Origin of the sequence: Pseudomonas sp. FSL R10-2964 (genome assembly GCF_009600035.1) — a bacterium.
GTDB classification, from domain to species: domain Bacteria; phylum Pseudomonadota; class Gammaproteobacteria; order Pseudomonadales; family Pseudomonadaceae; genus Aquipseudomonas; species Aquipseudomonas bubulae.
The window spans coordinates 48150-73353 of the sequence record NZ_WIWH01000027.1; the positions used below are offsets into that span (position 1 = coordinate 48150).

The window sequence follows — 25204 nt, forward strand, 5'->3', positions numbered from 1 at the left end:
CGCCGTCAAAAAGGATCAGTATTTGCGAGACAGGACACCAGTATGCGTCTACGCCACATCGAAGTGATTCAAGCCATCTTGCAAACCGGCAACCTCGGCCATGCTGCCGAATTGCTGCAGTTGCCCACGGCCACCCTCAACGCAACGCTGCAGGAAGCCGAACAGCAATTGGGCTTTATGCTGTTTGCCAGTATTCGCGGGAGGCTGCAAGCCACCCGCGACACCCTTGTGCTGCAACCCCTTATCAATCAGCTGTACCAGGCACTTGAGCCTCTGCGCCAGTTGGGCAACGAGCTGCGCCAGCATCAGGAACCGGCCTTGCGCATAGCCTGCAGCGAAACCCTGGCCCAACCGCTGCTGCCTCATTGCATAGGCGCCCTCAGACGGCGCTTTCCCGATACCCCGACAACCTTGAGCAGCCAGCCTTGCGCCGAAATTGTGCGCCGTCTGTTAATGGACGAATGCGATCTGGGCTTGAGCCTGCAGCAATCGGAGCAATCCGGGATCGAATCTCAGCCACTGGTTCAAGGCAAGGTGCAGTTTCTGGCGCCTCATGGCTGGTTGTCACCCAAGCACAAATACATCGCACTGCAAGAGCTGGCGGGACAGGCAATGATCGGCCTGCATCAGCACGACCCGTTGAGCCGCCTGCTCGACAGCAAGCTGCAAGCCTTGCGTCCGGCACCGGTGGTGCAGATTCAGGTGCAGAGTTACCAGATGATGCGCAGCATGGTCGAAGCGGGAGAAGGACTGGCGCTGGTCGACCCGTTCACGGCAGTGGGTGCCAGGGCAAGCGGGCTGGATGTGTGCCCGATCTCACCGGCGATCCCGGTGACGCTCTATGCGCTTACACGCAAAGGCACCCGGCACGGGCTGGCACTGGATGCCTTGCTGGAGATCGTGCGGCAAAAGGCCGAGGCATTGCTGGCGGATCAGGGCTTGGTGGTGCTTTAAAACACGAGCCCTGTAGCAGCCGCCGAACGCAGCCTCGCAGAGCTCGACAACTGCTACAGATCCCTGCGCTCAAATATCAAATACCAGAAAATAGCCACTTCACGGGTCTGTGGGTCAATACCGCGATAGCGCAAATCATCGATGCCCCCTACCTGATACCCGCAACGCTCATACAACCGGCAGGCGCCCAGGTTGTTGTTCTGGGTCTCGAGCATGATCCCCGGCAGGTTTTTTTTATGGCTCCAGAACCTCACCACTTCCAGCAATGACCTGGCCACACCGTGGCGACGGGCGCCCGCGATAACGGCCAGTTCATCGACATGGGCAAAGCCGTTCCAGTGGGTGCTTACCACCACATGCCCCACGGGCTGGTTGTCCAGGTACGCCATAAAGATGTCGCTGCCCTTGCCACCGCGGTAGCTGGCGAACTCATCCGGGTCGATGCCGTAGCACTTGCGATAGGGCGTAATCAGCTCCAGCGGCCAGTGCTCGACCTTTTTATGCCGGTCGGCACGGGCATAGGCACGAACTTCAAAGCTGAAATCGTTGCACCAGACATAGGGCGCAAAACCCTCGTCGGCCAGGCGTACCGAGACTTGAGGGTCTTGGGGGTTGATAACCAGATGCATGAAAAATCCTTCTTTCCTGTCGTCGACGCTGACAATAAGCGGCAGCGGCAGTCAGGTAGGCGCCAGGTTACTGCAGCGTCTGCCCTTTCGCGTCGAGGAGTTGCGCCCACAACGACGGGCCGCCAGCCGATTTGGCAATGGCTTCAAGTCGAGCCGCATGCTCGGTCAAGTCGCTTTCACTTGCACGAATAATCCGGCCCGGTTGACGGTCCGCCGACAGGCGGCGAATTTCGCTGGCCTGATTGCCCGACCCCTCACCCGAGCCATTACCGTCAGAAGCATTCCCGGCCAACGACAGGCTGGTCTGGCCACCGGTCATGGTCAGGTAAACGTCGGCCAGGATCTCGGAGTCGAGCAAGGCGCCGTGCAGCTCACGGCCCGAGTTGTCGACACCATAGCGTTTGCACAGCGCATCGAGGCTGTTGCGCTGGCCCGGGTGACGGGCCCGTGCCATGGCCAGGGTATCGAGGATGGTGCAGTGCTGAGTCAGGTCGGCGCGATCGATCTGGCCGATCAGGGCAAACTCGTTGTTGAGGAAGCCCACGTCAAACGCAGCGTTATGAATAATCAGCTGTGCGCCCTTGATGAATTCGAAAAACTCATCGGCGACTTCAGCAAAACGCGGCTTGCCCACCAGGAATTCATTGGTAATGCCGTGGACGCCAATGGCGCCTTCGTCACTTTCACGGTCGGGTTGCAGATACACGTGAAAATGGCGACCGGTCAAACGGCGCCCCATCAACTCGACGCAACCGATCTCGATCACCCGGTGGCCGTCGGTGACCGGCATACCGGTGGTTTCGGTATCGAGTACAACACTACGCATGCTTGATTCCCCGTACCTGATCGACCCCACGATTGGCCAACTGGTCGGCGCGCTCGTTGCCGGGATGGCCGATGTGACCGCGTACCCACTGCCATTTCACGGTGTGACGACTGACCTGCTCATCGAGCAGCTTCCACAGGTCGGCATTTTTTACCGGCTCCTTGGAGGCGGTTTTCCAGCCGCGTTTTTTCCAGTTGACCATCCACTCGGTGATGCCTTTCATCACATACTGCGAGTCAGTCACCAGCAGCACCTCACACGGACGCTTGAGCTCTTCAAGCCCGCGAATGGCGGCCATCAGTTCCATGCGGTTGTTGGTGGTATTGGCCTCGCCACCCCAGAGCTCTTTCTCGACACCCTGGCAGATCAGCAAGGCACCCCAGCCACCCGGGCCAGGATTGCCCTTGCAGGCACCATCGGTGAACATTTCAACGCTATCAATCATTGCAAACTATCCAGGTAAGGCTGCTTATGGCCTGACCATCAGCAATGGCCAGCACCTGAGCCGGGCAAACCCGGCCCAACATAAATTTAGGAGTCTGTGTGGCGCCGATTGACCTTGGCCATCTGCAAGGGAATCAGCTTGCCCATCGGTTCCCGGCGCATCGGGTTGACAGGGCGCAAGCCCACCACCATTTTGCGAGCAACCAATACATAGAAGCCGCCACCTGCCAATTGCCAGCTACCGGCCTTGCGTTCCCAGCCGGACAAGCGGCTTTGCCACACTTTGGAAGCAAGCGGCGGACGATAGCACCCGAAGCGGCGTTTCTCCAGCGCAAAGCCCAGCAGGTTCAGCCAGTCGGCGACCCGTGAAGGTGAGATACAGCGTGCCTTGCGCAGGGCATCCTTGGCGAAGACATGGCGCAAGCCCCAGCTGCTCCAGGGGTTGATCCCGACAATCAGCAGGTGCCCGCCAGGGCGTACGCTGCTGGCCGCTTCGCGCAACAGACCGTGGGGCGACAGACAGAAATCCAGCCCGTGCTGCAGCACCACCACGTCGGCAGCGTGCTCGCACAATGGCCAGGCCTGTTCTTCGCAGATGATTTCAACACCCGGTAATGGCGCGCCCAGGCGTACGTTGCGCTGAACCTGCGGGGCCTTGGGCGGGGTGTCGGCAGCAGGGCCGTAATGCACCAGATAGCCGCCGAAAAAGCGCCCCAGCTCGTCCTCAAGCACCCGTTGCTCATCTTCGAGCAACAACTGCCCATGGGGGCCAGACAGCCACTCACGCGCCGAACTGATCAGTGCCAGCCACTCAGGATCAGCCTGAGCCAATGCTTTATCGGTCATTGCTCCTCCAACTCGCCCTTTATCTGTCGCAAGCCCTGACGACGCGACTCGCAATAAAACGTCAACAGCCCCTAAGATGCGCCATTGTTTCACACTTGGGAATTGCACCATGTTACAGATCGACGCCCTGCCCGCCTTCAACGACAACTACATCTGGTTGTTACAGGACACTACCCAAAAGCGCTGCGCCGTGGTCGACCCGGGTGATGCCGCGCCTGTTCTGGAGTGGCTGGCCAGGCGCCCGGACTGGGTCCTCAGCGACATTCTGATCACCCATCACCATTTCGATCATGTGGGCGGTGTCGCGCAACTTCACGCACACACTAACGCGAAGGTCTGGGGGCCGGCGCTTGAGACCATACCGGCCCGACAAGTGGCACTCAACGACGGCGACCGCATCGAGGTACTGGGCCTGGAGTTCCAGATCCTGCTGGTACCCGGCCATACGCTTGGGCATATCGCCTACTATCACCAAGACCCGACAGCGCCCCTGCTGTTCTGTGGCGACACCCTGTTCGCCGCGGGTTGCGGCCGACTGTTCGAGGGCACCCCGGAACAGATGCATCACTCCCTGACTCGCCTGGCCGCGCTGCCCGCCCACACCGGCGTGTACTGCACCCACGAATACACCTTGAGCAACCTGCGCTTCGCCCAGGCCGTGGAACCGAACAACCCGGATATTGCCGCGCGTGTAGCGCAAGTCACGCAGTGGCGGGCTGAAGGTCGTATCAGCTTGCCATCATCTATGGCACTGGAACTACGCACAAATCCCTTTCTGCGAGTCCACGAAACATCTGTTAAAGAAAAAGCTGACGAGTGGAACTCCCGCGACAACGACTCGCCCAGTGCGGTCTTTGCCAGCCTGCGCAGCTGGAAAGACAGGTTCTAAAACCGGCCGCGGTCAGAACAAAAATTCTCAACAGTTGACCGCGCCCCCCCTGCTTTCTAGAATCCCCCGACATTTTTTCCTGACTTTTTTCAAAACAATGTCGTCATTTAAAGGTAACTCCATCAATTCAGACGCATTGACGCGCATGGTCAAAGCCATTGCGGTGGCTGTCTGCGCCACGCTCGCGGGCTGCCAGTCCATGGATCATTCGGCGCAGACCACGGAGCGGGCCAGCCTTAAAATCGCCAAACGCATTCCCCAGGATCCACTCTGGCTCAGCCAGAAGTGTACAGACGGAGACATCCTTTACAAACGAGACCGGGGACATCCTTTACGTTTCTGGGTGCTGGACAGCCGGCTTGCACCGCTGTCTAGCCTACCCAGTGGATAGTTACATAGGTACATGTCCCACACGTTGTCGTCCACTTCTCGCAGTCCAACGGACTCTCCTACCAGTGACTCACTCAAAAAGATCATCCTGCCCCTCCACTTCATTGATCCGTCTGTTCTGACTTTGCGTACCTCCATATCCGCCCCATATTCGGCAGGAGGTACCCAGCCTGTATAGATCCTTGGCGATTTATCGTACAGATCGTTCGGCACTTTCATACCCAACGCCTCGTGCGGCCGATCATGATTGAATTCCTGTCGAAATCGTTCAAACGCCAACTGCTGCTGGACCATATTGGCTTCTGGCGTCTTCAGTAACGCGGCCTTGAGTGAGCGATGCATACGTTCATGCCGCCCGTTCTGATCGGGTCGCCCCGGCTGAATACGCTCTGGGTAGATACCCAGTCGTATCCACCATACGGCCAGACTCGAGAGCCTGTTGAGGCCGGTTGAAGCGAAGGGTGAACCGTTGTCAGTCCTGATGACGTCAGGCAGACCATACTCGCGAAAAGCCCAGTCAAAACCCTCGCGGGCCCCAGCCACACTGGGCTGAGCACGACACAACAATATGAATCTGCTGGCCTGATCCGTGAGTGTCAGCGGGTAACAGCGTCGGCCATCCGCCATTAAAAAGTCGCCTTTGAAGTCAGCGGCCCACGTTTGATTGGGGAGGTTTGCCGGGCGAAGTTTGACGGGGCCGGTAGGCGGACGATTGCGCTTGCGCCGCTCTTGGACCAGTCCCGCTCGTTTGAGCCATTCCCCCGCCGTGCTGGGTGCCGGCCAATGACATTCCGGATAGCGATTGGAAAGGACCTTGACCAGCTTTTTGGGGCCCCAGTCATGGTGTTGATGCTTGAGCTCAATTAGAGCAGCAATATGTGCATCGCACGTTTGAAAAGGGCTTGAGAGTGGACGGCGTGAAGCCTCCTTGAGTCCGTCCAAGCCCGCAGTGGCGTACCGTTGCAGCCACTTGTCCAAGGTCGGTCGACTAATGCCGTAGCTCAATGCCAGTTGATGTTTTGAATAGGCGCCGGACAGCCAGTCGCCTATCAATCTGACTTTTTGGTCCATAGGGGACTCTCGATTCCATGACATGGCCAGTTACCTCCTGGCCATGATTAATACATGTAAACGATGTCTCCGGTTTAAAACGTAAAGGATGTCTCCGGTCTGTACCAAGCCCAGCCCCCTCCCCCCTCAAGATGTGTGGGAGCGCATGCGCCAGGGTTTCAAGTTGCAGGACGGCCAGAACGTCAACCCCCGAATTGAACAACAGCGCCTGTGGTTTGCGAGCAACCCGTCGTTTCTCGAGAATGCGGGCGAGCGCGGCAGCCTTTATATCCACTACATTGTAGAGCGCCTCGAAGAACGCAATATGCCGCTGGAACTGGCCCTGCTGCCAGCCATTGAAAGCGCCTACAACCCAATGGCGTATTCCCACGCAAATGCGGTCGGGCTCTGGCAGTTCATTCCGTCGACAGGCCGCTACTTCAACCTGCGTCAAACCCGTGCCTACGATGGTCGCCGTGACATTACCGCCTCGACGCTGGCAGCCCTGAACTACCTGAACCGTCTGCATGACATGTTCAACGGCGACTGGCTGCTGGCCCTGGCGGCCTACAACGCTGGCGAAGGTACCGTCAGCCGGGCCATCGAGCGCAACGAAAAGCTCGGCCTGCCGACCGACTACTGGAACCTGCCACTGCCGCAGGAAACCAAAGACTACGTGCCAAAACTGCTGGCCCTGTCACAAGTGGTTCTGGCCCCTGAAGCCTACGGCATCAACCTGAACCCGATCGCCAACGAACCCTACTTCGAAATGGTCGAGATCAAACAGTCCATGGACCTGTCCCGCGTGGCAGCCCTGGCCGAAATCGACGAAGACGAAATGTTCCAGCTCAATCCGGCCTACAAACAGCGCGCCACCACCGATGGCCCCCAGCATCTGCTGGTACCTACGGCCAAAGCCCAGCTGTTGACTGCCAGCCTGTCCAATCTCAGCTCCGACCAACTGGTCAGTCTGCGCCCCAACAAGCCGGTATTTGACAAGGTTGCAAGCACATCCCCAGCTCGCCTGAACCGCAAGTACAGGGTCAAGAGCGGCGACAACCTGACCCTGATTGCCAAGGCCAACAAGGTCAATGTCAAAGACTTGCAACACTGGAACAAACTCAGCGGCAACAACCTCAAGGCCGGCCAGGTCCTGGTGATGCAGGACACACGCAAGCCCTCGGGCAAAAAGCCGACCCAATACAAGGTCCAGAAAGGCGACTCGCTGTATATGGTTGCCAAGCGTTTCAACGTTGAAATGCAGCATCTCAAGCGCTGGAATCCAAACAGCGCAAAAGCCCTCAAGCCGGGGCAAATGCTGACCGTTTCCAAACCCCGATAAGCACAGCGCTGACATCCCCGCGGGCAAGCTGATTCCTACACAAAAGTAGGCCGCAGCTTGCCCGTCGTGCTTACCAGCGTGGCCTTTTTCCTACAGATACAAGCTGTTACTGTACGGAAACCTTAAGCCCAATGCCTGGATCGGATCTCTGACTTGACGCGTCCCCTCCTTACGCTATTTATCTGCCTGGCCTTGAGCTTCACCGCCAGCGCAAACCTGAGCGAAAGCCACGGTTATGCGCAGTTCGGCACACTCAAGTACCCCGCCACCTTTACCCATTTCGACTGGGTAAACCCTGACGCCCCCAAGGGCGGCACCTTGAAGGTCATGGCGTTCGGCACGTTCGACACGCTCAACCCCTACACCTTCAAAGGCACCAGCCCGGTTTCGACTCCCAACTTCCTGCAGTACGGGGTCAATGAACTCAATGAAACCCTGATGGCCGGTACGGGCCAATATGCCCCCTCCGGCGATGAGCCAACATCCAGCTATGGTTTGATCGCTCAATCAGTGGAGTACAACGAGGACCGCAGCTGGGTCGTCTTTAACCTGCGACCCGAAGCCCGCTTTCATGATGGGACGCCGATCACTGCCTACGATGTTGCCTTCTCCTACGACCTGTTACTAAAAGAAGGTCATCCGCAGTACCGCACCAATCTTCAGGAAGTCCAGCGGGTCGATATCCTGGGCCCCAAACGAATTCGTTTTGTCTTCAAGCGCTCAGGCAACCCGTTGCTGATTTTGCGCCTGGGCGAACTGCCCGTGTTGCCCCAGCATTACTGGGTAAAGCGCGACTTCAAAGCCACCACCTTCGAGCCACCGCTGGGTAGCGGCCCCTATCGCATTACCCGGGTTACCCCCGGGCGCCAACTGGTCTTTGAGCGCGTCAAGAACTGGTGGGGCGCCAACCTGCCGGTCAACCGCGGCAAATACAACTTCGACCGGGTTGAAGTGGAGTTCTACCGCGACAGCGATGTCGCCTTCGAGGCGTTCAAGGCCCGCGAGTTCGACATTTACATCGAGCACCAGGCCAAGAACTGGGCCAATGGCTATAACTTCCCGGCGGTACGCCGCGGCGATGTGATCAAGGCCGAAATTACCCACCAGATCCCGACACAAACCCAGGGGCTGTTTATGAACAGTCGCCGCGCCACCTTTGCGCAAAACAAAACCCGTGAGGCCCTGGGCCTTATGTTTGATTTTGAATGGACCAACCGCACCCTGTTCAACGGCGCCTACCAGCGCGCCGTGAGCCATTACCCCAACAGCGAATTCTCGGCCAGCGGCATTCCCCAGGGGCATGAGTGGCTGATGCTGTCACCCTGGCGCAGCCAACTACCGCCCGAACTGTTCAACCAGGCCTTTACCTTGCCGCAAACCGACGGCCGCGGCATCCCCCGCGCAACTCTGCGCCAGGCACTGGCACTGCTGGATGAAAGCGGCTGGAAACTGTCGGGCCAGCGCCTGGTCAATAGTGAAGGCAAACCCCTGCGTTTCGAAATATTGCTGGTAAACCCGAACCTTGAGCGCATCCTGCAACCCTATGTGGAGAACCTGGCCAGCATTGGCGTCGATGCCCGGCTGCGCACCGTGGATCGCGCGCAATACAAGCAGCGCCTGGACCAGTTCGACTTTGACATGATCCTGATGACCCTTGACCAGACCCTGAGCCCCGGCCTTGAACAGTGGCAGTACTTCCACTCCAGCCAGGCCAACGTCAAGGGCAGCAAAAACTATGCAGGGGTAGCCAGCCCGGTGGTGGACCAACTGCTCGAGCGCCTGCTGGCCGCACGGACCCGCGACGAGCAATTGTCTGCCGGCCAGGCCCTGGACCGCGTGTTGCTTTGGCAGCACTACATCATTCCCAACTGGTATCTGAACTATCACCGCCTGGCGTACCGCAACCGGTTCGCCTTTGTGACTACGCCGCCCTACACCCTGGGCCTCAGCGCGTGGTGGCTTAAGCCTACGGAGAAAAAACAATGATGCCTTTGCGTACATGGCTAAAGCCCCTTGCCAGCTTGTTGTTTGCCGGTTTTGCCTGCACGGCCATGGCCGCTCCCCAGCATGCCTTGACCCTCTATGACGAGCCGCCGAAATATCCTGCCGACTTCAAGCATGTCGACTACGTCAACCCGCAAGCCCCCAAGGGCGGTACCTTTCGCAAGTCTGCGCTGGGCAGCTTTGACAGCCTCAACCCGTTTATCAATAAAGGCGTGCCAGCCGACGACATTGATCTGACCTTCGATACCCTGGCCCGGCAAACCCTCGACGAGCCTTTTACGTCCTACGGCCTGATTGCCGGGAAAATCGAGAAAGCCCCGGATAACAGCTGGGTGCGGTTTTACCTGCGCCCGGAAGCGAAGTTCAGCGATGGCCATCCGATTCGCGCCGAAGATGTCGTGTTCAGCTTCGATACCCTGATGAAAAGTGGCTCGCCGCTGTACAAGGGTTATTACAGCGATGTCGACCAGGCCATCGCGGAAAACCCACTGCAAGTGAAATTCACCTTCAAGCACAACAAAAACCGCGAACTGCCGCTAATCCTTGGCCAGCTCCCGGTTCTGCCCAAGCACTGGTGGGAAACCCGCGACTTCAACAAGGGCAACCTGGAAATCCCGCCCGGCAGCGGCCCCTACACCATCGCCGAGATCAAGCCCGGGCGCTCGATCCGCTACGAGCGCAACAAGGACTACTGGGGCAAGGACCTGCCCATCAACAAGGGCCTGTACAATTTTGATGCCATCACGGTCGATTACTTTCGCGACAACAGCGTTGCCTTCGAAGCCCTCAAGGCCGGTCAGTTTGATTACTGGCTGGAGATCAGCGCCAAAAACTGGGCCGGAGCCTACAACTCTCCGGCATTTACTCAGGGCCGCCTGAAAAAAGAAGAAATCCGCAACCACAATCCAACAGGCATGCAGGGATTTGTCTTCAACCTGCGCAGGCCAATGTTCCAGGATGTGCGCGTACGCGAGGCACTAAGCCTGCTGTTCGACTTTGAATGGGCCAACAAGCAACTCTTCAACGGTGCCTATGCGCGCACTGGCAGCTACTTCGAAAACTCGGAAATGGCCGCCAAGGCGCCGCCGACCGAAGCTGAACTGGCCATTCTGGAGCCCTTGCGCGGCCAGATTCCCGAGCAGGCGTTCAGCCAGGTGTTCAAACCCAGCGTCACCGACGCCAGCGGCATGATTCGCGAGCAACAGCGCCGCGCCTACCAACTGCTGCAAGACGCCGGCTGGCGCATCGTCGATGACAAGATGGTCGACGCCCAGGGCAAGCCGGTGAAGATCGAATTCTTGCTGGCACAAACCGAATTCGAGCGCATCCTTCTGCCGTTCAAGCGCAACCTCAGCGACCTGGGCATCGATTTGCAGATTCGCCGGGTCGACACCTCCCAATACCTCAACCGCCTGCGCTCAAGGGATTACGACATGATTGTCGGCAGCTTCCCGCAGTCCAGCTCACCCGGCAGCGAGCAGCGCGAGTACTGGGAATCACAAAGTATCGACAAACCCGGCAGCCGAAACTTTATCGGCCTCAAGGACCCGGCCATCGACCAGTTGACCGAGGGCCTGATCAACGCCGAGTCACGGCAAAGCCTGATCAACCATGCCAGGGCGCTGGACCGTGTGTTGCAGTGGGGCTTCTACGTGATCCCCAACTGGCATATCAAAACCTGGCGCGTGGCCTACTCGAACCATATCGGCCATCCCGAAGTTACGCCCAAATACGATATCGGCACCAACACCTGGTGGGCCAAACCTGACGCAAAACCTGCACCCTCTACCAAACCTTCAAGCGCGAGCCAGGAGCCTTAAATGCTGGCTTATATTTTCAGGCGACTGCTGCTGATCATTCCGACACTGTTCGGGATTCTGTTGATTAACTTCATCATTATCCAGGCGGCCCCCGGCGGCCCGGTTGAACAGATGATCGCCAAGCTCGAAGGCTTTGACGGCGCCACCAGCCGCATCGCCGGTGGTGGTTCGGAAGTGTCGGTGGCGGGCTCCAACTACCGTGGCGCCCAAGGGCTGGATCCGGAACTGATCAAGGAAATCGAAAAGATGTACGGTTTCGACAAGTCGGCGCCGGAACGCCTGTGGATCATGATTAAAAACTACGCCCGACTGGACTTCGGCGAAAGCTTCTTCCGCGACGCCAAGGTCATCGACCTGATCAAGGAGAAAATGCCGGTCTCCATCTCGCTGGGGTTGTGGAGCACCCTGATCATGTACCTGGTGTCGATCCCCCTGGGGATCGCCAAGGCCACGCGCCACGGCAGCCACTTTGATGTCTGGACCAGTTCACTGATCATCATCGGCTACGCCATCCCGGCCTTTCTGTTTGCCATCCTGCTGATCGTGCTGTTTGCCGGGGGCAGTTACCTGGACTGGTTCCCCCTGCGCGGCCTGACGTCCAACAACTTTGACGAACTGAGCCTGGGCGGCAAGATTCTCGATTACTTCTGGCATCTGGCATTGCCCGTTACGGCACTGGTTATCGGCAACTTCGCCACCATGACCCTGCTGACCAAAAACAGCTTTCTCGACGAGATCAACAAACAGTATGTCGTCACTGCCAAAGCCAAGGGCCTGACCAACCACCGGGTGCTCTATGGCCATGTGTTCCGCAATGCCATGCTGCTGGTTATTGCCGGTTTCCCGTCGGCCTTTATCGGAATTTTCTTTACCGGCTCACTGCTGGTCGAAGTGATTTTCTCCCTCGATGGCCTGGGCCTGATGAGTTTCGAGGCTGCTATCAATCGCGACTACCCGGTTGTCTTCGGCACCCTGTTTATCTTTACGCTGGTCGGGCTGGTGTTGAAGCTGATCGGTGACCTCTCATACACCCTGGTCGATCCGCGTATCGACTTTGAAAGCAGGGAGCATTGAGATGAAGCTATCCCCCCTCAATCGACGCCGTTTTGCCCGTTTCAAAGCCAACAAGCGTGGCTGGTGGTCGCTGTGGATCTTCCTGGTGCTGTTCGGGCTGAGCCTGAACGCCGAGTTCATTGCCAACGACAAACCCTTGGTGATCAATTACGACGGGGAGTGGTATTTCCCGGCGCTCAAGCGCTATCCAGAGACCGACTTCGGCGGTGAATTCCCCCTCGAAGCCAACTACAAAAGCCCGTATATCCGTGAACTGCTGGCCAAGAAAGATGCCTGGGTTGTGTGGCCACCCATCCCCTACAGCTATCAAAGCATCAACTACGACCTGAAAGTCCCTGCCCCTGCACCGCCCTCCGCCGAGAACTGGCTGGGCACCGACGACCAGGGCCGCGACGTGCTGGCCCGAGTGATTTATGGCTTTCGCATATCGGTGCTGTTCGCCCTGACCCTGACGGTACTGAGCTCCATCATCGGCGTGATCGCCGGGGCCTTGCAGGGCTTTTATGGTGGCTGGGTCGACCTGGCCGGTCAGCGCTTTCTGGAAATCTGGTCAGGCTTGCCCGTGTTGTACCTGCTGATCATTCTCGCCAGTTTTGTGCAGCCCAATTTCTGGTGGCTGCTGGGCATCATGCTGCTGTTCTCGTGGATGAGCCTGGTGGACGTCGTGCGCGCCGAATTCCTGCGTGGGCGCAATCTGGAGTATGTGCGCGCCGCCCGCGCCCTGGGCATGCAGGACATGGCCATCATGTACCGCCACATCCTGCCCAACGCCATGGTCTCCACCATGACCTTTATGCCGTTTATCCTCACTGGCGCCATCGGCACCCTCACTGCCCTGGACTTCCTGGGCTTCGGCCTGCCCCCGGGCGCGCCGTCGCTGGGCGAACTGGTGGCCCAGGGCAAGTCCAACCTGCAAGCGCCCTGGCTGGGCATCAGTGCATTCGCAGTGCTGGCCATCATGCTCAGCCTGCTGGTGTTTATCGGTGAGTCCGCTCGCGATGCCTTCGACCCGAGGAAATAAGATGACGCAGGACAATCTGATCGAAGTGCGCGACCTCAGCGTCGAGTTTGTAGCGGGTGACACACCGCAGCGGGTGGTGCAAGGCGTCAGTTTTGATATCAGGCGCGGCGAAACCCTGGCCCTGGTGGGCGAAAGCGGTTCGGGCAAATCGGTGACCGCGCACTCGATCCTCAGGTTGCTGCCCTACCCCCTTGCACGCCACCCCAGCGGCAGCATCGCCTACGGCGGCCAGGATTTGCTCAGCGTGGACGAGAAAAAGCTGCGCAACATTCGCGGCAACCGCATTGCGATGATTTTTCAGGAGCCCATGACCTCCCTGAACCCGCTGCACAGCATTGAAAAACAAATCAATGAGGTGCTCGGCATTCACAAGGGGATCACCGGCAAGGCCGCTACCCTGCGCACCCTGGAGCTTCTGGAGCTGGTAGGCATACCCGAGCCTCACAAACGCCTCAAGGCGCTGCCACACGAGCTCTCAGGGGGTCAGAGACAGCGCGTGATGATCGCCATGGCCCTGGCCAATGAACCCGAACTGCTGATTGCCGACGAACCTACCACCGCCCTGGACGTGACCGTTCAGCTTAAAATCCTCGACTTGCTCAAGGATCTGCAAGCCCGCCTGGGCATGTCGTTGTTACTGATCAGTCACGATTTGAACCTTGTACGAAGAATTGCGCATCGCGTATGTGTCATGCAGCGCGGTTTAATCGTCGAACAAGCATCGTGCGAGCAGCTGTTCCGTTCGCCGCAGCATCCTTACACCCGGGAACTGCTCAGCGCAGAGCCCAGCGGAGGCCCGGCCAGCACCATTGCCGGTCCGCCATTGCTGCAAGTCGAGGACCTGAAGGTATGGTTCCCGATCAAGAAAGGCCTGCTGCGCAAGACCGTCGATTACGTGAAAGCGGTGGACGGTATCAATTTCAGCTTGCCCCAGGGGCAGACCCTGGGAATTGTGGGTGAAAGCGGATCGGGCAAATCAACGCTGGGCCTGGCGATTTTGCGTCTGATTGCCAGCAAGGGCCTGATCAGCTTTGAAGGCAAACGGCTAGACTGTCTGTCACAAAAAGAAGTCAGGCCATTGCGACGGGAAATGCAGGTGGTATTCCAGGACCCGTTTGGCAGTCTCAGCCCGCGCATGAGCGTCAGCGAGATTGTCGGTGAAGGGTTGCGCATTCACCGTATGGGCACCGAAGCGGAACAGGAAAGTGCAATTATTGAAGCCTTGCGAGAAGTAGGTCTGGATCCGGAAACCCGGCACCGTTACCCTCACGAGTTTTCAGGCGGACAACGGCAAAGAATCGCCATTGCCCGCGCACTGGTGTTAAAGCCGGAGTTGATATTGCTGGACGAGCCAACCTCTGCGCTGGACCGCACAGTACAACGCCAGGTTGTTGAACTGCTGCGCTCACTGCAAGCCAGGCACAACCTGACGTATTTGTTTATCAGCCATGACCTGGCTGTCGTCAAAGCGCTGAGCCACCAATTGATGGTGGTCAAGCATGGCCAAGTGGTCGAACAGGGTGATGCGCAAAGTATCTTTGCCTCACCGCAACATCCATATACACAACAGCTGCTGGAAGCCGCCTTTTTGGCACCAGTGGCTGTCGATTAACCTGATAGAGGAACAACACATGGGTTTTCTCACCGGTAAGCGCGTACTGATCGTTGGTGTCGCTAGCAAATTGTCCATCGCTTCTGGCATTGCTGCCGCCATGCACCGTGAAGGCGCCGAGCTGGCTTTCACTTATCAGAACGAAAAGCTGAAAGGTCGTGTTGAAGAATTCGCCGCAGGCTGGGGTTCGAACCCTGAGCTGTGCTTCCCTTGCGACGTTGCCAGCGATGAAGAAATCGCCAAGGTCTTCGAAGACCTGAGCAAGAAGTGGGACGGTCTGGACTGCATCGTTCACTCAGTAGGTTTCGCTCCTGGCGACCAGCTGGATGGCGATTTCACCGACGCCACCACCCGTGAAGGCTTCCGCATCGCTCACGACATCAGCGCCTACAGCTTCGTGGCCCTGGCCAAGGCTGGTCGCCCGATGATGAAAGGTCGCAACGGCAGCCTGCTGACCCTGTCCTACCTGGGCGCCGAGCGCACCATGCCTAACTACAACGTGATGGGCATGGCCAAGGCCAGCCTGGAAGCCGGTGTACGTTACCTGGCAGGCAGCCTAGGCCCTGAGGGTACTCGCGTTAACTGCGTATCGGCAGGCCCGATCCGTACCCTGGCAGCGTCGGGCATCAAGAACTTCCGCAAAATGCTGGCGGCCAACGAAGCGCAGACTCCACTGCGTCGCAACGTGACCATCGACGAAGTCGGCAATGCCGGCGCCTTCCTGTGCTCGGATCTGGCATCGGGCATCAGCGGCGAAATCATGTACGTAGACGGTGGCTTCAACACTACCGCCATGGGCAGCCTCGAAGAGTAAACCCTTCGTTACAAGCGCTACTCAAAAACGCCCGGTGCAGAGATTGCATCGGGCGTTTTTTTGCCTCGCGACAATCTCTGGGAGATGATCTGTGGGAGCGGGCTTGCCCGCGATACAAACGACGCGATACGTCAGACAGAGCGCATGGATGCCATCGCGAGCAAGCCCGCTCCCACAAAAAAACCAGCGCAAAAAAATGGCCGCTCAATGAGCGGCCATTTTTACCGAAGCAGGCTGAACTTAGTAGCGCTCAACCTTGGCTTCGTTTTCCAACTGCTTGCGGTAGGCAGCAAAGTCTTGCTGGCCAACACGCGAAGCGAGGAAGCGGCGATACGACGCTTTCTCTTCTTCAGTCGGCGCTACTGCATCGTTGACGCCGTTCAAACGCAATACAACCACAGTGCCATCTGCCAGGGTGACACTGCTGAATGTCGGCTTGTCCTTGGCTGCAGGTTTCGGCATGCGGAATACCGCTTGCAGCACGGCAGGATCAATACCTTCCTGACCACGGGCAACCGCTTCCTGGACCTTCCACGCCTGACCATCAACCGGCTGGTTCAACGGCAGTTTGCCATCGCGCAGCTCCTTGATGATTTCTTCAGCACGGGTTTTGGCCGCAGCACTGGCGTGCTCCTTGACCAGTTGCGCACGAATGCTCGAGGCAACAGCCTCCAGCGGCAACTGCTCAGGCTTGCGGTGCTCCTTGACGCGCAACACCACTACGGTCTCAGGGTCCAGCTCCAGGGCTGTACTGTTCGCGCCCTCATCCATCACTTCGGTGCTGAATGCGGCCTGAATCACAGCGCGATTGGCGGTGACACCCTCGCCCCCCTCGCGACCAAATGGCGCAGAGGTATGCACAGTCAGCTTAAGCTCTTGAGCTGGCTGAGCCAGATCGGACGCTTCAAATGCCGAGTCTTCCAATTGCTTGGTTGCATCGACAAACAGGCGTTCAACCTGCTGGGTTTTCAGGTCATGGGTCAGCTTGTCTTTCAGGCTGGCAAAGCTCGGCACTTCAGGTGCTTCAACACCCAACAGCTTGATCAGGTGATAACCGAAGCTGGTGCGTACCGGCTCCGAAACCTGGTCCTGCTTCAACCCGTAAACAGCCGTTTCGAACACAGGATCGTAAACACCAGGGCCTGCGAAGCCCAGGTCACCGCCATTGGCAGCCGAACCCGGATCCTGGGAGAACTCCTTGGCCAGAGCTTCGAAGCTTTCACCTTTGGCCAGACGCTGCTGAATCTCGGCGATCTTGGCTTTGGCCTGCTCGTCGCTGACCTTGTCGTTCACTTCGATCAGGATATGCGCAGCGCGGCGCTGTTCGGCCAGGTTGGCGATTTCCTTTTGATACAACGCTTGAAGCTCATCATCCTTCACGGCTACCTGGTCAAAGAAAGAAGATTTCTTCAACTCGATATAGTCGATCACGACCTGATCAGGGGTCATGAATTCCTTGGCGTGCTCGTCGTAGTAAGCCTTGATTTCGTCATCGCTCAGTTTCACCGCAGCCGGGTCGGCCTTGATGTTCAGCGAAGCGAAATCACGGGTTTGTTTCTCAAGACGGGCGAACGCATTCACCTGTTCGTCGGTCACGAAACCACTGCCCGCCAGACCGGCACGCAGCTGACCAATCAGCATTTCTTCGCCCAGCATGTTACGGAACTGCAAGCGACCGTAACCCAGTTGACGGATCACCTGGTCGAAACGCTCAGGGCTGAATTTGCCGTCTTCCTGAAATTCAGGAGTCAACAGAATGACTTGGTCCAAAGCGGCTTCAGAAAACGAAAACTTCGCGTCTTTGGCGCCTTGCAGCAACAGCTTGCGATCGATCAACCCTTTGAGGGCCGCTTCACGCAGCATTTTTTCATCCAGCAACGACGAGTCGAAATCCTTGCCCAACTGCTGCAGCAGCTGCCGGCGTTGCATATCGACGGCCTGGCTCAGTTCAACCTGGGTGATTTCTTCACCGTTAACCTTGGCAGCATCCTGGCTGGTAGAGGTGGCTTGAAAAATGGCATCGAAACCGGTCAACGCCATTAACGCGACGATGACACCGATGATGGTCTTGGCAATCCAGCCTTGTGAATTGTCCCTGATATTTTGCAGCATGCTTCCCCCAGAAACGGTCTTGCATAATGAGCAACCGTGGAGCGTGGGTAGAGTCCGGATAGAAGAAAGGCGCATCCGAGGATGCGCCTTCTCGTAACTGGCGGAGCGGACCGGGCTCGAACCCGCGACCCCCGGCGTGACACATCGATGTTGCCACCGACTGCACTACCGCTCCGCTGCCAAGCCTGGCGTGCGCCTGACCCGGTTGGGTAAAAGGTGTTACAGAAACTTAGTTAACCGCTTCTTTCAGTGCTTTACCGGCTTTGAAGCCTGGCTTTTTGGCAGCAGGAATTTCCAGCGTTTTACCGGTCTGTGGGTTACGACCAATACGGGCAGGACGATCGGTTACAGAGAAAGTACCAAAACCAACCAGTACCACAGAGTCGCCAGCCTTAAGAGCGCCAGTGACGGATTCGATTACTGCGTCCAGCGCACGGCCAGCTGCAGCTTTCGGGATATCAGCAGATGCAGCGATAGCATCAATCAGTTCCGACTTGTTCACTCTAAGTCCCCTTATATCTGTCTGAGTATGTTTCTAAAGTTTTTTGGTAAAAGCAAAACGACTGCTGAAGCACTTACGGACACTTATAGAGCCGCTTTATAACAAGGGCTCTAAAAAGCGTCAAGAAAGCCCGTCAGGCGAATCCGTATTAATGCGTGCTAATTCTTTCCTTAGAGTCAGATTCTCGTTTGTCGTCCTTGGCAACAATCTCGGGAGCCACATCCGGCAAGGGCTCCGGGGCGTATTGCAGCGCAATTTGCAGGACTTCGTCAATCCATTTAACCGGTTTAATCTGAAGATCCTGTTTGATGTTGTCAGGAATTTCCTTCAGGTCACGAACGTTCTCTTCAGGAATAATTACAGTTTTGATGCCACCACGATGAGCAGCAAGTAATTTTTCCTTCAGGCCACCAATCGCCAACACCTGACCACGAAGGGTAATTTCACCGGTCATGGCAACATCGGCGCGTACCGGAATCAGGGTCAATGCAGAGACCAGGGCAGTACACATTCCCACACCAGCACTAGGGCCATCTTTAGGCGTAGCGCCTTCGGGCATGTGAATGTGAATATCGCGTTTTTCGTGGAAATCCAACGGGATACCCAGGCTCTTGGCGCGGCTGCGCACCACCGTCAATGCAGCGGTGATGGACTCTACCATCACGTCGCCCAGCGAACCGGTCTTGATCAGCTGGCCTTTGCCAGGAACAACGGCCGCTTCGATGGTCAACAACTCGCCACCCACCTGGGTCCAGGCCAGGCCGGTCACTTGACCGATCTGGTCCTGAACTTCAGCCAAACCGTAGCTGAATTTTCTTACGCCCAAAAAGTGCTCAAGTAGCTCCGGCGTGACGGTGACCGCAAAGCGTTTTTCCAGCGCATGCTCTTTGACCGCCTTGCGGCAGATCTTCGCAATCTGGCGCTCAAGGCCCCGCACACCGGCTTCGCGGGTGTAGTAGCGGATCATGTCGCGGATGGCTTCGTTATCAAATGCCAGCTCGCCCTTCTTCAAGCCATTGGCTTCAATTTGTTTCGGGGCCAGGTATTTGACAGCAATGTTGATTTTTTCGTCTTCGGTGTAGCCAGGCAGACGAATGACTTCCATCCGGTCCAGCAAGGCTGGCGGGATGTTCATCGAGTTGGACGTACACAGGAACATCACATCGGAGAGGTCGTAATCAACCTCGAGGTAATGGTCGTTGAAATTGTGGTTCTGCTCGGGATCGAGCACTTCAAGCAGTGCAGACGCCGGATCGCCGCGCATGTCACTGCCCATCTTGTCGATTTCATCAAGCAGGAACAGCGGGTTGCGCACACCAACCTTGGTCATCTTTTGAATCAATCTTCCTGGCATCGAACCGATGTACGTACGGCGATGGCCACGAATTTCCGCTTCGTCACGCACGCCACCCAAGGCCATACGCACGAATTTACGGTTTGTTGCGTGGGCAATGGACTCAGCAAGCGAGGTTTTGCCTACACCCGGAGGACCGACCAGGCACAGAACCGGACCACGAATTTTCTTCACACGCTTTTGCACGGCAAGATATTCGAGAATCCGCTCTTTGACTTCGTCCAGACCGTAGTGATCTGCGTCCAGAATGTCTTCAGCACGCTTGAGATCCAGGCGCACCTTGCTCTGAGCCTTCCACGGCACCTGCACCAGCCAGTCGATGTAGGAGCGCACCACGGTGGCTTCTGCGGACATTGGCGACATTTGCTTGAGCTTGTTCAGCTCCGCCTGGGCCTTGGCCATTGCATCTTTCGGCAAACCGGCAGCATCGATGCGTTTTTTCAGCTCTTCGATTTCATTGTGACCTTCGTCACCATCACCCAGCTCTTTCTGAATGGCCTTCATCTGCTCATTCAGGTAGTACTCGCGCTGGCTGCGCTCCATTTGCTTTTTGACGCGGCCACGGATGCGCTTTTCGACTTGCAGCAAGTCGATCTCGGCATCCAGCAGGGCCAGAACGTGCTCGACACGGGCCTGCAGATCGATGATTTCGAGGATTTCCTGCTTCTGCTCGATCTTGAGTGCCATATGGGCAGCCATGGTATCGACCAGACGGCTTGGCTCGTCAATGCTGTTAAGCGATGACAGAACCTCGGCCGGGACTTTTTTGCCCAGTTGCACGTATTGCTCGAACTGCGAAAGCAGGCTGCGCACAAAGACCTCGGATTCGCGATCCGGGGCAGCCACTTCGTCAATCAGGGAGACTTCGGCACTCAGATAACCATCTGCCTGACCAAAATGCTCAACCGCACCGCGCTGCTCACCCTCAACCAGCACTTTGACCGTGCCGTCCGGGAGCTTGAGCAGTTGCAGAACAGTTGCAATGGTACCGACGCGATACAGGGCATCTTCGCCCGGATCGTCGTCAGCCGGATTCTTTTGAGCCAACAGCAAAATTTGCTTGTCGCCCGTCATCGCAGCCTCAAGGGCCTCGATCGACTTCTCGCGTCCCACGAACAGTGGGATCACCATGTGCGGATACACAACAACATCACGCAACGGCAGGAGAGGCAATTCGATGGTTGTCTTCATGATTTCGCCTCTACGGCGGCCATAAGGCCGTAATCAGATGGATGTAAGCTTGAAGCCAAGATGGGGGCAGTCTTGAAAAAAAACAAGCGTTGAACGACAGGAAAAACAAAGGGGCCCGAAGGCCCCTTCTTTAACACGCAATGTGGAATGCCAGCATTACATTTACGCGTCAGGTGCAACCTTGGCAGTCGCTTCGTTGTTTTCATAGATCAACAACGGCTTGGACTTGCCTTCTATAACGCTTTCGTCGATCACAACTTTACTCACCTCGGATTGCGAGGGGATTTCATACATTGTGTCGAGCAGCACGCCTTCAAGAATCGAACGCAGGCCACGAGCGCCCGTTTTGCGCTCCAGAGCACGCTTGGCCACGGCCTTCAAGGCGTCGGCACGGAACTCAAGATCTACACCTTCCATCTCGAACAGCTTGCCGTACTGCTTGGTCAAGGCGTTCTTCGGTTCGGTGAGGATCTGCATCAAGGCAGCCTCGTCCAGCTCGTCCAGGGTTGCCAGCACAGGCAGACGACCCACGAATTCCGGGATCAGGCCAAACTTGACCAGATCGTCAGGCTCGACTTCACGCAGGGATTCGCCAACCTTCTTGCCCTCTTCCTTGCTGCGCACTTCGGCACTGAAGCCGATGCCGCCGCGAGTCGAGCGCGCCTGTACAACCTTCTCAAGGCCCGAGAACGCACCACCGCAGATAAACAGGATGTTGCGGGTATCAACCTGCAAGAACTCCTGCTGCGGGTGCTTGCGGCCGCCTTGAGGCGGTACGGAAGCCACGGTACCTTCGATCAGCTTGAGCAATGCCTGCTGCACACCTTCACCGGAAACATCACGGGTAATCGAAGGGTTGTCAGACTTGCGCGAAATCTTGTCGATTTCATCGATGTAGACAATGCCCATCTGGGCTTTTTCTACGTCGTAATCGCATTTCTGCAGCAGCTTCTGAATGATGTTTTCAACATCTTCGCCCACGTAACCGGCTTCAGTCAGCGTGGTTGCGTCAGCGATGGTGAAAGGTACATTCAACAGGCGTGCAAGGGTTTCTGCCAGCAGGGTCTTACCCGAACCGGTAGGGCCGATCAGCAGGATGTTGCTCTTGCCGAGTTCAACGTCGTCGTTTTTCTTGTCACGCTGGTTGAGGCGCTTGTAGTGGTTGTACACCGCTACAGCCAAAACCTTTTTGGCACGTTCCTGACCAATGACGTATTGATCAAGGATGCCGCTGATTTCTTTTGGCGATGGTAATTTATGCGCGCTGCTCTCGGCCTGGGCTTCCTGCACCTCCTCACGGATGATGTCATTGCACAGGTCAACGCATTCGTCGCAGATAAAGACCGAGGGGCCGGCAATCAATTTGCGCACTTCATGCTGGCTTTTGCCACAGAAGGAGCAATAGAGCAATTTGCCGTTGTCCTCGCCGTTGCGGGTGTCAGTCATTCGATCGATCCAAATCCGATAGGCTTGCAACACAAGATGAAGGCAACTGCGGGCTTTTTCAAGCCCGCAGGTGGTCGGTTAACCCAACCACCCACATTTGAGCTGCTTAAGCGGGCATTTGACGCTTGCTGAACACAGAGTCGATCAAACCGTATTCGGCTGCACGCTCGGCGCTCATGAAGTTGTCACGCTCGGTGTCGCGCTCGATGGTTTCGAGAGTCTGGCCCGTGTGGTGAGCCAGCAGCGAGTTCAAACGGTGACGGATGTTGAGGATTTCCTTGGCATGAATGTCGATATCCGACGCCTGGCCCTGGAAACCGCCCAGTGGCTGGTGAATCATCATGCGCGAGTTCGGCAGGCAGTGACGCTTGCCCGGTGCGCCACCGGCCAACAGGAAGGCACCCATGCTGCAGGCCTGGCCGATGCAGATGGTCGACACGTCAGGCTTGATGAATTGCATGGTGTCGTAGATCGACATGCCTGCAGTCACCGAACCGCCCGGCGAGTTGATGTACAGGTGGATGTCCTTGTCCGGGTTCTCGGCTTCAAGGAACAGCAGCTGCGCAGCCACCAGGTTGGCCATGTAGTCTTCTACGGGGCCGACCAGGAAGATGATTCGCTCCTTCAGGAGGCGCGAGTAGATGTCGTAAGCGCGTTCGCCACGGGCGGACTGCTCGACAACCATCGGGACCAGGCCGCCAGCGGCGTGGATATCAGAGTTCTGCTGAATATAAGAATTGCGGGACATGTCCGGCAGTCACTCCCAAATAGTCTTGTCTGGATACGCATAAGCCAGCTCGAGGCTGGCTTATGGTTGTGTTTTCTAACGAGTCAGAAATCAGTCGGCTTGTGGAGCTTCCACCGGCTTGACAGCTTCTTCGTAAGAGACCGCTTTATCGGTCACCTTGGCCTTCTGCAGAACAGTATCCACAACTTGCTCTTCCAGCACAACCGAACGAACCTCGTTCAATTGCGCGTCGTTTTTGTAGTACCAGGCTACAACCTGCTCTGGCTCCTGGTAAGCGGAAGCCATTTCCTGAATCATTTCGCGAACGCGATCTTCGTCAGGCTTGAGGTCGAACTGCTTGACCACTTCAGCCACGATCAGACCCAGCACTACACGGCGGTTGGCTTGCTCTTCGAACAGCTCTGCCGGCAGTTGATCAGGCTTGATGTTACCACCGAACTGCTGAACAGCCTGCACGCGCAGACGGTCAACTTCGTTGGCCAGCAGCGACTTCGGCACTTCGATCGGGTTGGCAGCCAGCAGGCCGTCCATTACCTGGTTCTTGACCTTGGACTTGATGGCCTGACGCAGTTCACGCTCCATGTTCTTGCGAACTTCGGCGCGGAAGCCTTCCAGACCGGTTTCCTTGATACCGAACTGGGCGAAGAACTCTTCGTTCAGCTCTGGCAGCTTAGGCTCGGAAACAGTGTTCACGGTTACGGTGAACTCGGCTTCTTTGCCAGCCAGGTCCAGATTCTGGTAGTCAGCAGGGAAAGTCAGTTTCAGAACGCGCTCTTCACCGGCTTTGGCGCCTACCAGGCCTTCTTCAAAGCCAGGAATCATGCGGCCCGAACCCAGCACCAGCTGAGTACCGGTGGCGGAGCCGCCAGCGAACACTTCGCCGTCTACCTTGCCAACGAAATCGATGTTCAGCTGATCATCGTTCTGGGCAGCACGGTCAGTCACTTCAAAGCGGGTGTTCTGCTTGCGCAGCACGTCCAGCATCTTGTCCAGGTCGGCATCAGCCACTTCGGCGCTCAGGCGCTCGATAGCGATGGTGTCCAGACCGGTCACTTCGAATTCAGGGAATACTTCGAAAGTAGCAACGTATTCCAGATCTTTGCCTTTTTCGAAAACCTTAGGCTCGATCGAAGGAGCACCAGCCGGGTTCAGCTTCTGCTCAACCACAGCTTCGTAGAACGAAGACTGGACTACATTGCCCAGCGCTTCCTGGCGCGCATCAGCTTCGTAACGCTGACGGATTACGCTCATTGGCACCTTGCCTGGACGGAAGCCCGGGATCTTGGCCTTTTGGGCAGTCTGTTGCAGACGCTTGTTGACTTCAGCCTCAATACGCTCAGCTGGCACGCCAATGGTCATGCGACGCTCAAGAGCGGAAGTATTTTCAACAGAAACTTGCATGGATATTCCTCGTTGCACAGACATTAGCCGGCCGTTTCCGACCCCATAATCAAGGGCAAGCATTCTAGTGGGTCAAACTCAAGAAGTCACCCTACCGCAAACACCCTAAGAAACGGCCGACAGAAATTAAGTAAAAGCAGCCATCCGCCTCGCCTTCTATATAGATAGAAGACTGCACTGATCAATTGGCGATAACGGGCAGCCTTTGGAGCTACCCCGATCTGCGCGCATTGTCACACAAATCACAGAGGACGCTAAGCATGCGGGAAACAAGGCGCCGAACGACACCCCTATATGCGATTCTCAAACCGCAGATACAAAAAAACGCCAGAGGGTTAGTCTGGCGTTTTCTTTTAATATGGGGTGGACGAAGGGGATCGAACCCTCGACAACGGGAGTCACAATCCCGTGCTCTACCAACTGAGCTACGCCCACCATAGTGCGCTTACAACGCTGCCTGCTCCTGAAAGCCGACAGTTACAACCAAAGAAAAAGCCGCTACAAGCGGCTCTATCAAAATTTGGTGCGGACGGAGAGACTCGAACTCTCACACCTTGCGGCGCTGGAACCTAAATCCAGTGTGTCTACCAATTCCACCACATCCGCATTTCAAACTCTTGAAGCAAAGACGCCAGACTTTTAATCTGGCGGCTTTCTAAATATGGGGTGGACGAAGGGGATCGAACCCTCGACAACGGGAGTCACAATCCCGTGCTCTACCAACTGAGCTACGCC

The 25204-nt window shown here is 56.9% G+C and carries 20 protein-coding genes, 2 tRNA genes and 1 pseudogene; 10 read left to right on the forward strand and 13 right to left on the reverse strand.

Translation table 11 applies throughout. The annotated features are described in order from the left end of the window. The first annotated feature begins 42 nt into the window (after nt 1-42). Nucleotides 43-954 carry a LysR substrate-binding domain-containing protein gene (locus GHN92_RS16075; protein WP_095001695.1) on the forward strand — a complete coding sequence of 304 codons (912 nt, stop codon included), beginning with the start codon at nt 43-45 and terminating at the stop codon, nt 952-954. 53 nt (nt 955-1007) lie between these two features. On the opposite strand, the gene GHN92_RS16080 is transcribed toward GHN92_RS16075, so the two are convergent. The 4 genes from GHN92_RS16080 to GHN92_RS16095 all read right to left on the reverse strand — a co-directional run bounded on the left by GHN92_RS16080 (nt 1008) and on the right by GHN92_RS16095 (nt 3699). Further along, nucleotides 1008-1583 (reverse strand): GNAT family N-acetyltransferase, encoded by a 576-nt coding sequence (locus GHN92_RS16080; protein ID WP_095001696.1) that lies wholly within the window; start codon nt 1581-1583, stop codon nt 1008-1010. Between the two features lie 67 nt (nt 1584-1650). Then, on the reverse strand, nt 1651-2409 hold the full coding sequence (gene dnaQ, locus GHN92_RS16085) for a DNA polymerase III subunit epsilon (RefSeq protein WP_153380577.1): 759 nt from the start codon (nt 2407-2409) through the stop codon (nt 1651-1653). Further along, nucleotides 2402-2854, reverse strand: coding sequence for a ribonuclease HI (gene rnhA, locus GHN92_RS16090; RefSeq protein WP_095001698.1), 453 nt, complete (start codon nt 2852-2854; stop codon nt 2402-2404). The genes dnaQ and rnhA overlap by 8 nt, the downstream gene beginning before the upstream one ends. 86 nt (nt 2855-2940) lie before the next feature. Beyond that, nucleotides 2941-3699 carry a class I SAM-dependent methyltransferase gene (locus GHN92_RS16095; RefSeq protein ID WP_095001699.1) on the reverse strand — a complete coding sequence of 253 codons (759 nt, stop codon included), beginning with the start codon at nt 3697-3699 and terminating at the stop codon, nt 2941-2943. A gap of 109 nt (nt 3700-3808) precedes the next feature. Between GHN92_RS16095 and gloB the strand changes: the two genes are divergently transcribed. Then, on the forward strand, nt 3809-4588 hold the full coding sequence (gene gloB / locus GHN92_RS16100; RefSeq protein WP_095025492.1) for a hydroxyacylglutathione hydrolase: 780 nt from the start codon (nt 3809-3811) through the stop codon (nt 4586-4588). Nucleotides 4589-4685: 97 nt separating this feature from the next. Continuing rightward, nucleotides 4686-4979 (forward strand): lytic transglycosylase domain-containing protein, encoded by a 294-nt coding sequence (locus tag GHN92_RS24200; protein ID WP_256666474.1) that lies wholly within the window; start codon nt 4686-4688, stop codon nt 4977-4979. Here GHN92_RS24200 and GHN92_RS16110 read toward each other — a convergent pair. Next, nucleotides 4895-6073, reverse strand: a complete 1179-nt coding sequence (locus GHN92_RS16110) for an integrase core domain-containing protein (RefSeq protein WP_372239751.1) — start codon at nt 6071-6073, stop codon at nt 4895-4897. The two genes, GHN92_RS24200 and GHN92_RS16110, sit on opposite strands and share 85 nt — an antisense overlap. Before the next feature lie 82 nt (nt 6074-6155). Between GHN92_RS16110 and GHN92_RS16115 the strand changes: the two are divergent. From GHN92_RS16115 to fabI, 7 genes and pseudogenes are all read left to right on the forward strand, one after another. Beyond that, nucleotides 6156-7370: pseudogene (locus tag GHN92_RS16115) on the forward strand (transglycosylase SLT domain-containing protein); the annotation flags it as partial. Nucleotides 7371-7550: 180 nt separating this feature from the next. Beyond that, nucleotides 7551-9356, forward strand: a complete 1806-nt coding sequence (locus GHN92_RS16120; protein WP_370688601.1) for an extracellular solute-binding protein — start codon at nt 7551-7553, stop codon at nt 9354-9356. Next, nucleotides 9353-11194 carry an extracellular solute-binding protein gene (locus tag GHN92_RS16125; protein ID WP_095001703.1) on the forward strand — a complete coding sequence of 614 codons (1842 nt, stop codon included), beginning with the start codon at nt 9353-9355 and terminating at the stop codon, nt 11192-11194. The genes GHN92_RS16120 and GHN92_RS16125 overlap by 4 nt, the downstream gene beginning before the upstream one ends. Beyond that, on the forward strand, nt 11195-12268 hold the full coding sequence (locus GHN92_RS16130; protein ID WP_153380581.1) for a microcin C ABC transporter permease YejB: 1074 nt from the start codon (nt 11195-11197) through the stop codon (nt 12266-12268). Nucleotide 12269: 1 nt separating this feature from the next. Further along, the gene (locus GHN92_RS16135; protein ID WP_095019320.1) at nt 12270-13289 is read left to right on the forward strand and encodes an ABC transporter permease; all 1020 of its coding nucleotides are present in this window, start codon (nt 12270-12272) and stop codon (nt 13287-13289) included. A 1-nt stretch (nt 13290) separates the two neighbouring features. Then, complete coding sequence (locus GHN92_RS16140) at nt 13291-14901, forward strand: ABC transporter ATP-binding protein (RefSeq protein WP_095001706.1); 1611 nt, start codon at nt 13291-13293, stop codon at nt 14899-14901. Nucleotides 14902-14920: 19 nt separating this feature from the next. Then, nucleotides 14921-15715, forward strand: a complete 795-nt coding sequence (gene fabI / locus GHN92_RS16145; RefSeq protein WP_016782317.1) for an enoyl-ACP reductase FabI — start codon at nt 14921-14923, stop codon at nt 15713-15715. A gap of 240 nt (nt 15716-15955) precedes the next feature. Here fabI and GHN92_RS16150 read toward each other — a convergent pair whose 3' ends face one another. From GHN92_RS16150 to GHN92_RS16185, 8 genes are all read right to left on the reverse strand, one after another. Further along, complete coding sequence (locus GHN92_RS16150) at nt 15956-17827, reverse strand: SurA N-terminal domain-containing protein (protein ID WP_095019322.1); 1872 nt, start codon at nt 17825-17827, stop codon at nt 15956-15958. 229 nt (nt 17828-18056) lie between these two features. Further along, nucleotides 18057-18329 (reverse strand): HU family DNA-binding protein, encoded by a 273-nt coding sequence (locus tag GHN92_RS16155; protein WP_016782315.1) that lies wholly within the window; start codon nt 18327-18329, stop codon nt 18057-18059. Nucleotides 18330-18477: 148 nt separating this feature from the next. Next, nucleotides 18478-20874, reverse strand: coding sequence for an endopeptidase La (lon, locus tag GHN92_RS16160; RefSeq protein WP_095001708.1), 2397 nt, complete (start codon nt 20872-20874; stop codon nt 18478-18480). Nucleotides 20875-21036: 162 nt separating this feature from the next. Beyond that, nucleotides 21037-22320 (reverse strand): ATP-dependent Clp protease ATP-binding subunit ClpX, encoded by a 1284-nt coding sequence (gene clpX / locus GHN92_RS16165; protein WP_016782313.1) that lies wholly within the window; start codon nt 22318-22320, stop codon nt 21037-21039. A gap of 106 nt (nt 22321-22426) precedes the next feature. Then, a complete protein-coding gene (gene clpP / locus GHN92_RS16170) occupies nt 22427-23068 on the reverse strand; it encodes an ATP-dependent Clp endopeptidase proteolytic subunit ClpP (RefSeq protein WP_095001709.1) in 642 nt (213 codons plus the stop codon). A gap of 90 nt (nt 23069-23158) precedes the next feature. Then, complete coding sequence (gene tig / locus GHN92_RS16175) at nt 23159-24469, reverse strand: trigger factor (protein ID WP_029611584.1); 1311 nt, start codon at nt 24467-24469, stop codon at nt 23159-23161. A 359-nt stretch (nt 24470-24828) separates the two neighbouring features. Next, nucleotides 24829-24904: transfer RNA gene (locus tag GHN92_RS16180), tRNA-His, on the reverse strand. Nucleotides 24905-24990: 86 nt separating this feature from the next. Next, nucleotides 24991-25075 (reverse strand) — tRNA-Leu (locus tag GHN92_RS16185). Nucleotides 25076-25204 lie beyond the last annotated feature (129 nt).

Bases quoted from the DNA above. Each gene is read 5' to 3' on its own strand.
- GHN92_RS16075 (WP_095001695.1), top strand. From the start codon at position 43: ATGCGTCTACGCCACATCGAAGTGATTCAAGCCATCTTGCAAACCGGC.
- GHN92_RS16080 (WP_095001696.1), bottom strand. From the start codon at position 1,583: ATGCATCTGGTTATCAACCCCCAAGACCCTCAAGTCTCGGTACGCCTG.
- dnaQ (WP_153380577.1), bottom strand. From the start codon at position 2,409: ATGCGTAGTGTTGTACTCGATACCGAAACCACCGGTATGCCGGTCACC.
- rnhA (WP_095001698.1), bottom strand. From the start codon at position 2,854: ATGATTGATAGCGTTGAAATGTTCACCGATGGTGCCTGCAAGGGCAAT.
- GHN92_RS16095 (WP_095001699.1), bottom strand. From the start codon at position 3,699: ATGACCGATAAAGCATTGGCTCAGGCTGATCCTGAGTGGCTGGCACTG.
- gloB (WP_095025492.1), top strand. From the start codon at position 3,809: ATGTTACAGATCGACGCCCTGCCCGCCTTCAACGACAACTACATCTGG.
- GHN92_RS24200 (WP_256666474.1), top strand. From the start codon at position 4,686: ATGTCGTCATTTAAAGGTAACTCCATCAATTCAGACGCATTGACGCGC.
- GHN92_RS16110 (WP_372239751.1), bottom strand. From the start codon at position 6,073: ATGTCATGGAATCGAGAGTCCCCTATGGACCAAAAAGTCAGATTGATA.
- GHN92_RS16125 (WP_095001703.1), top strand. From the start codon at position 9,353: ATGATGCCTTTGCGTACATGGCTAAAGCCCCTTGCCAGCTTGTTGTTT.
- GHN92_RS16130 (WP_153380581.1), top strand. From the start codon at position 11,195: ATGCTGGCTTATATTTTCAGGCGACTGCTGCTGATCATTCCGACACTG.
- GHN92_RS16135 (WP_095019320.1), top strand. From the start codon at position 12,270: ATGAAGCTATCCCCCCTCAATCGACGCCGTTTTGCCCGTTTCAAAGCC.
- GHN92_RS16140 (WP_095001706.1), top strand. From the start codon at position 13,291: ATGACGCAGGACAATCTGATCGAAGTGCGCGACCTCAGCGTCGAGTTT.
- fabI (WP_016782317.1), top strand. From the start codon at position 14,921: ATGGGTTTTCTCACCGGTAAGCGCGTACTGATCGTTGGTGTCGCTAGC.
- GHN92_RS16150 (WP_095019322.1), bottom strand. From the start codon at position 17,827: ATGCTGCAAAATATCAGGGACAATTCACAAGGCTGGATTGCCAAGACC.
- lon (WP_095001708.1), bottom strand. From the start codon at position 20,874: ATGAAGACAACCATCGAATTGCCTCTCCTGCCGTTGCGTGATGTTGTT.
- clpX (WP_016782313.1), bottom strand. From the start codon at position 22,320: ATGACTGACACCCGCAACGGCGAGGACAACGGCAAATTGCTCTATTGC.
- clpP (WP_095001709.1), bottom strand. From the start codon at position 23,068: ATGTCCCGCAATTCTTATATTCAGCAGAACTCTGATATCCACGCCGCT.
- tig (WP_029611584.1), bottom strand. From the start codon at position 24,469: ATGCAAGTTTCTGTTGAAAATACTTCCGCTCTTGAGCGTCGCATGACC.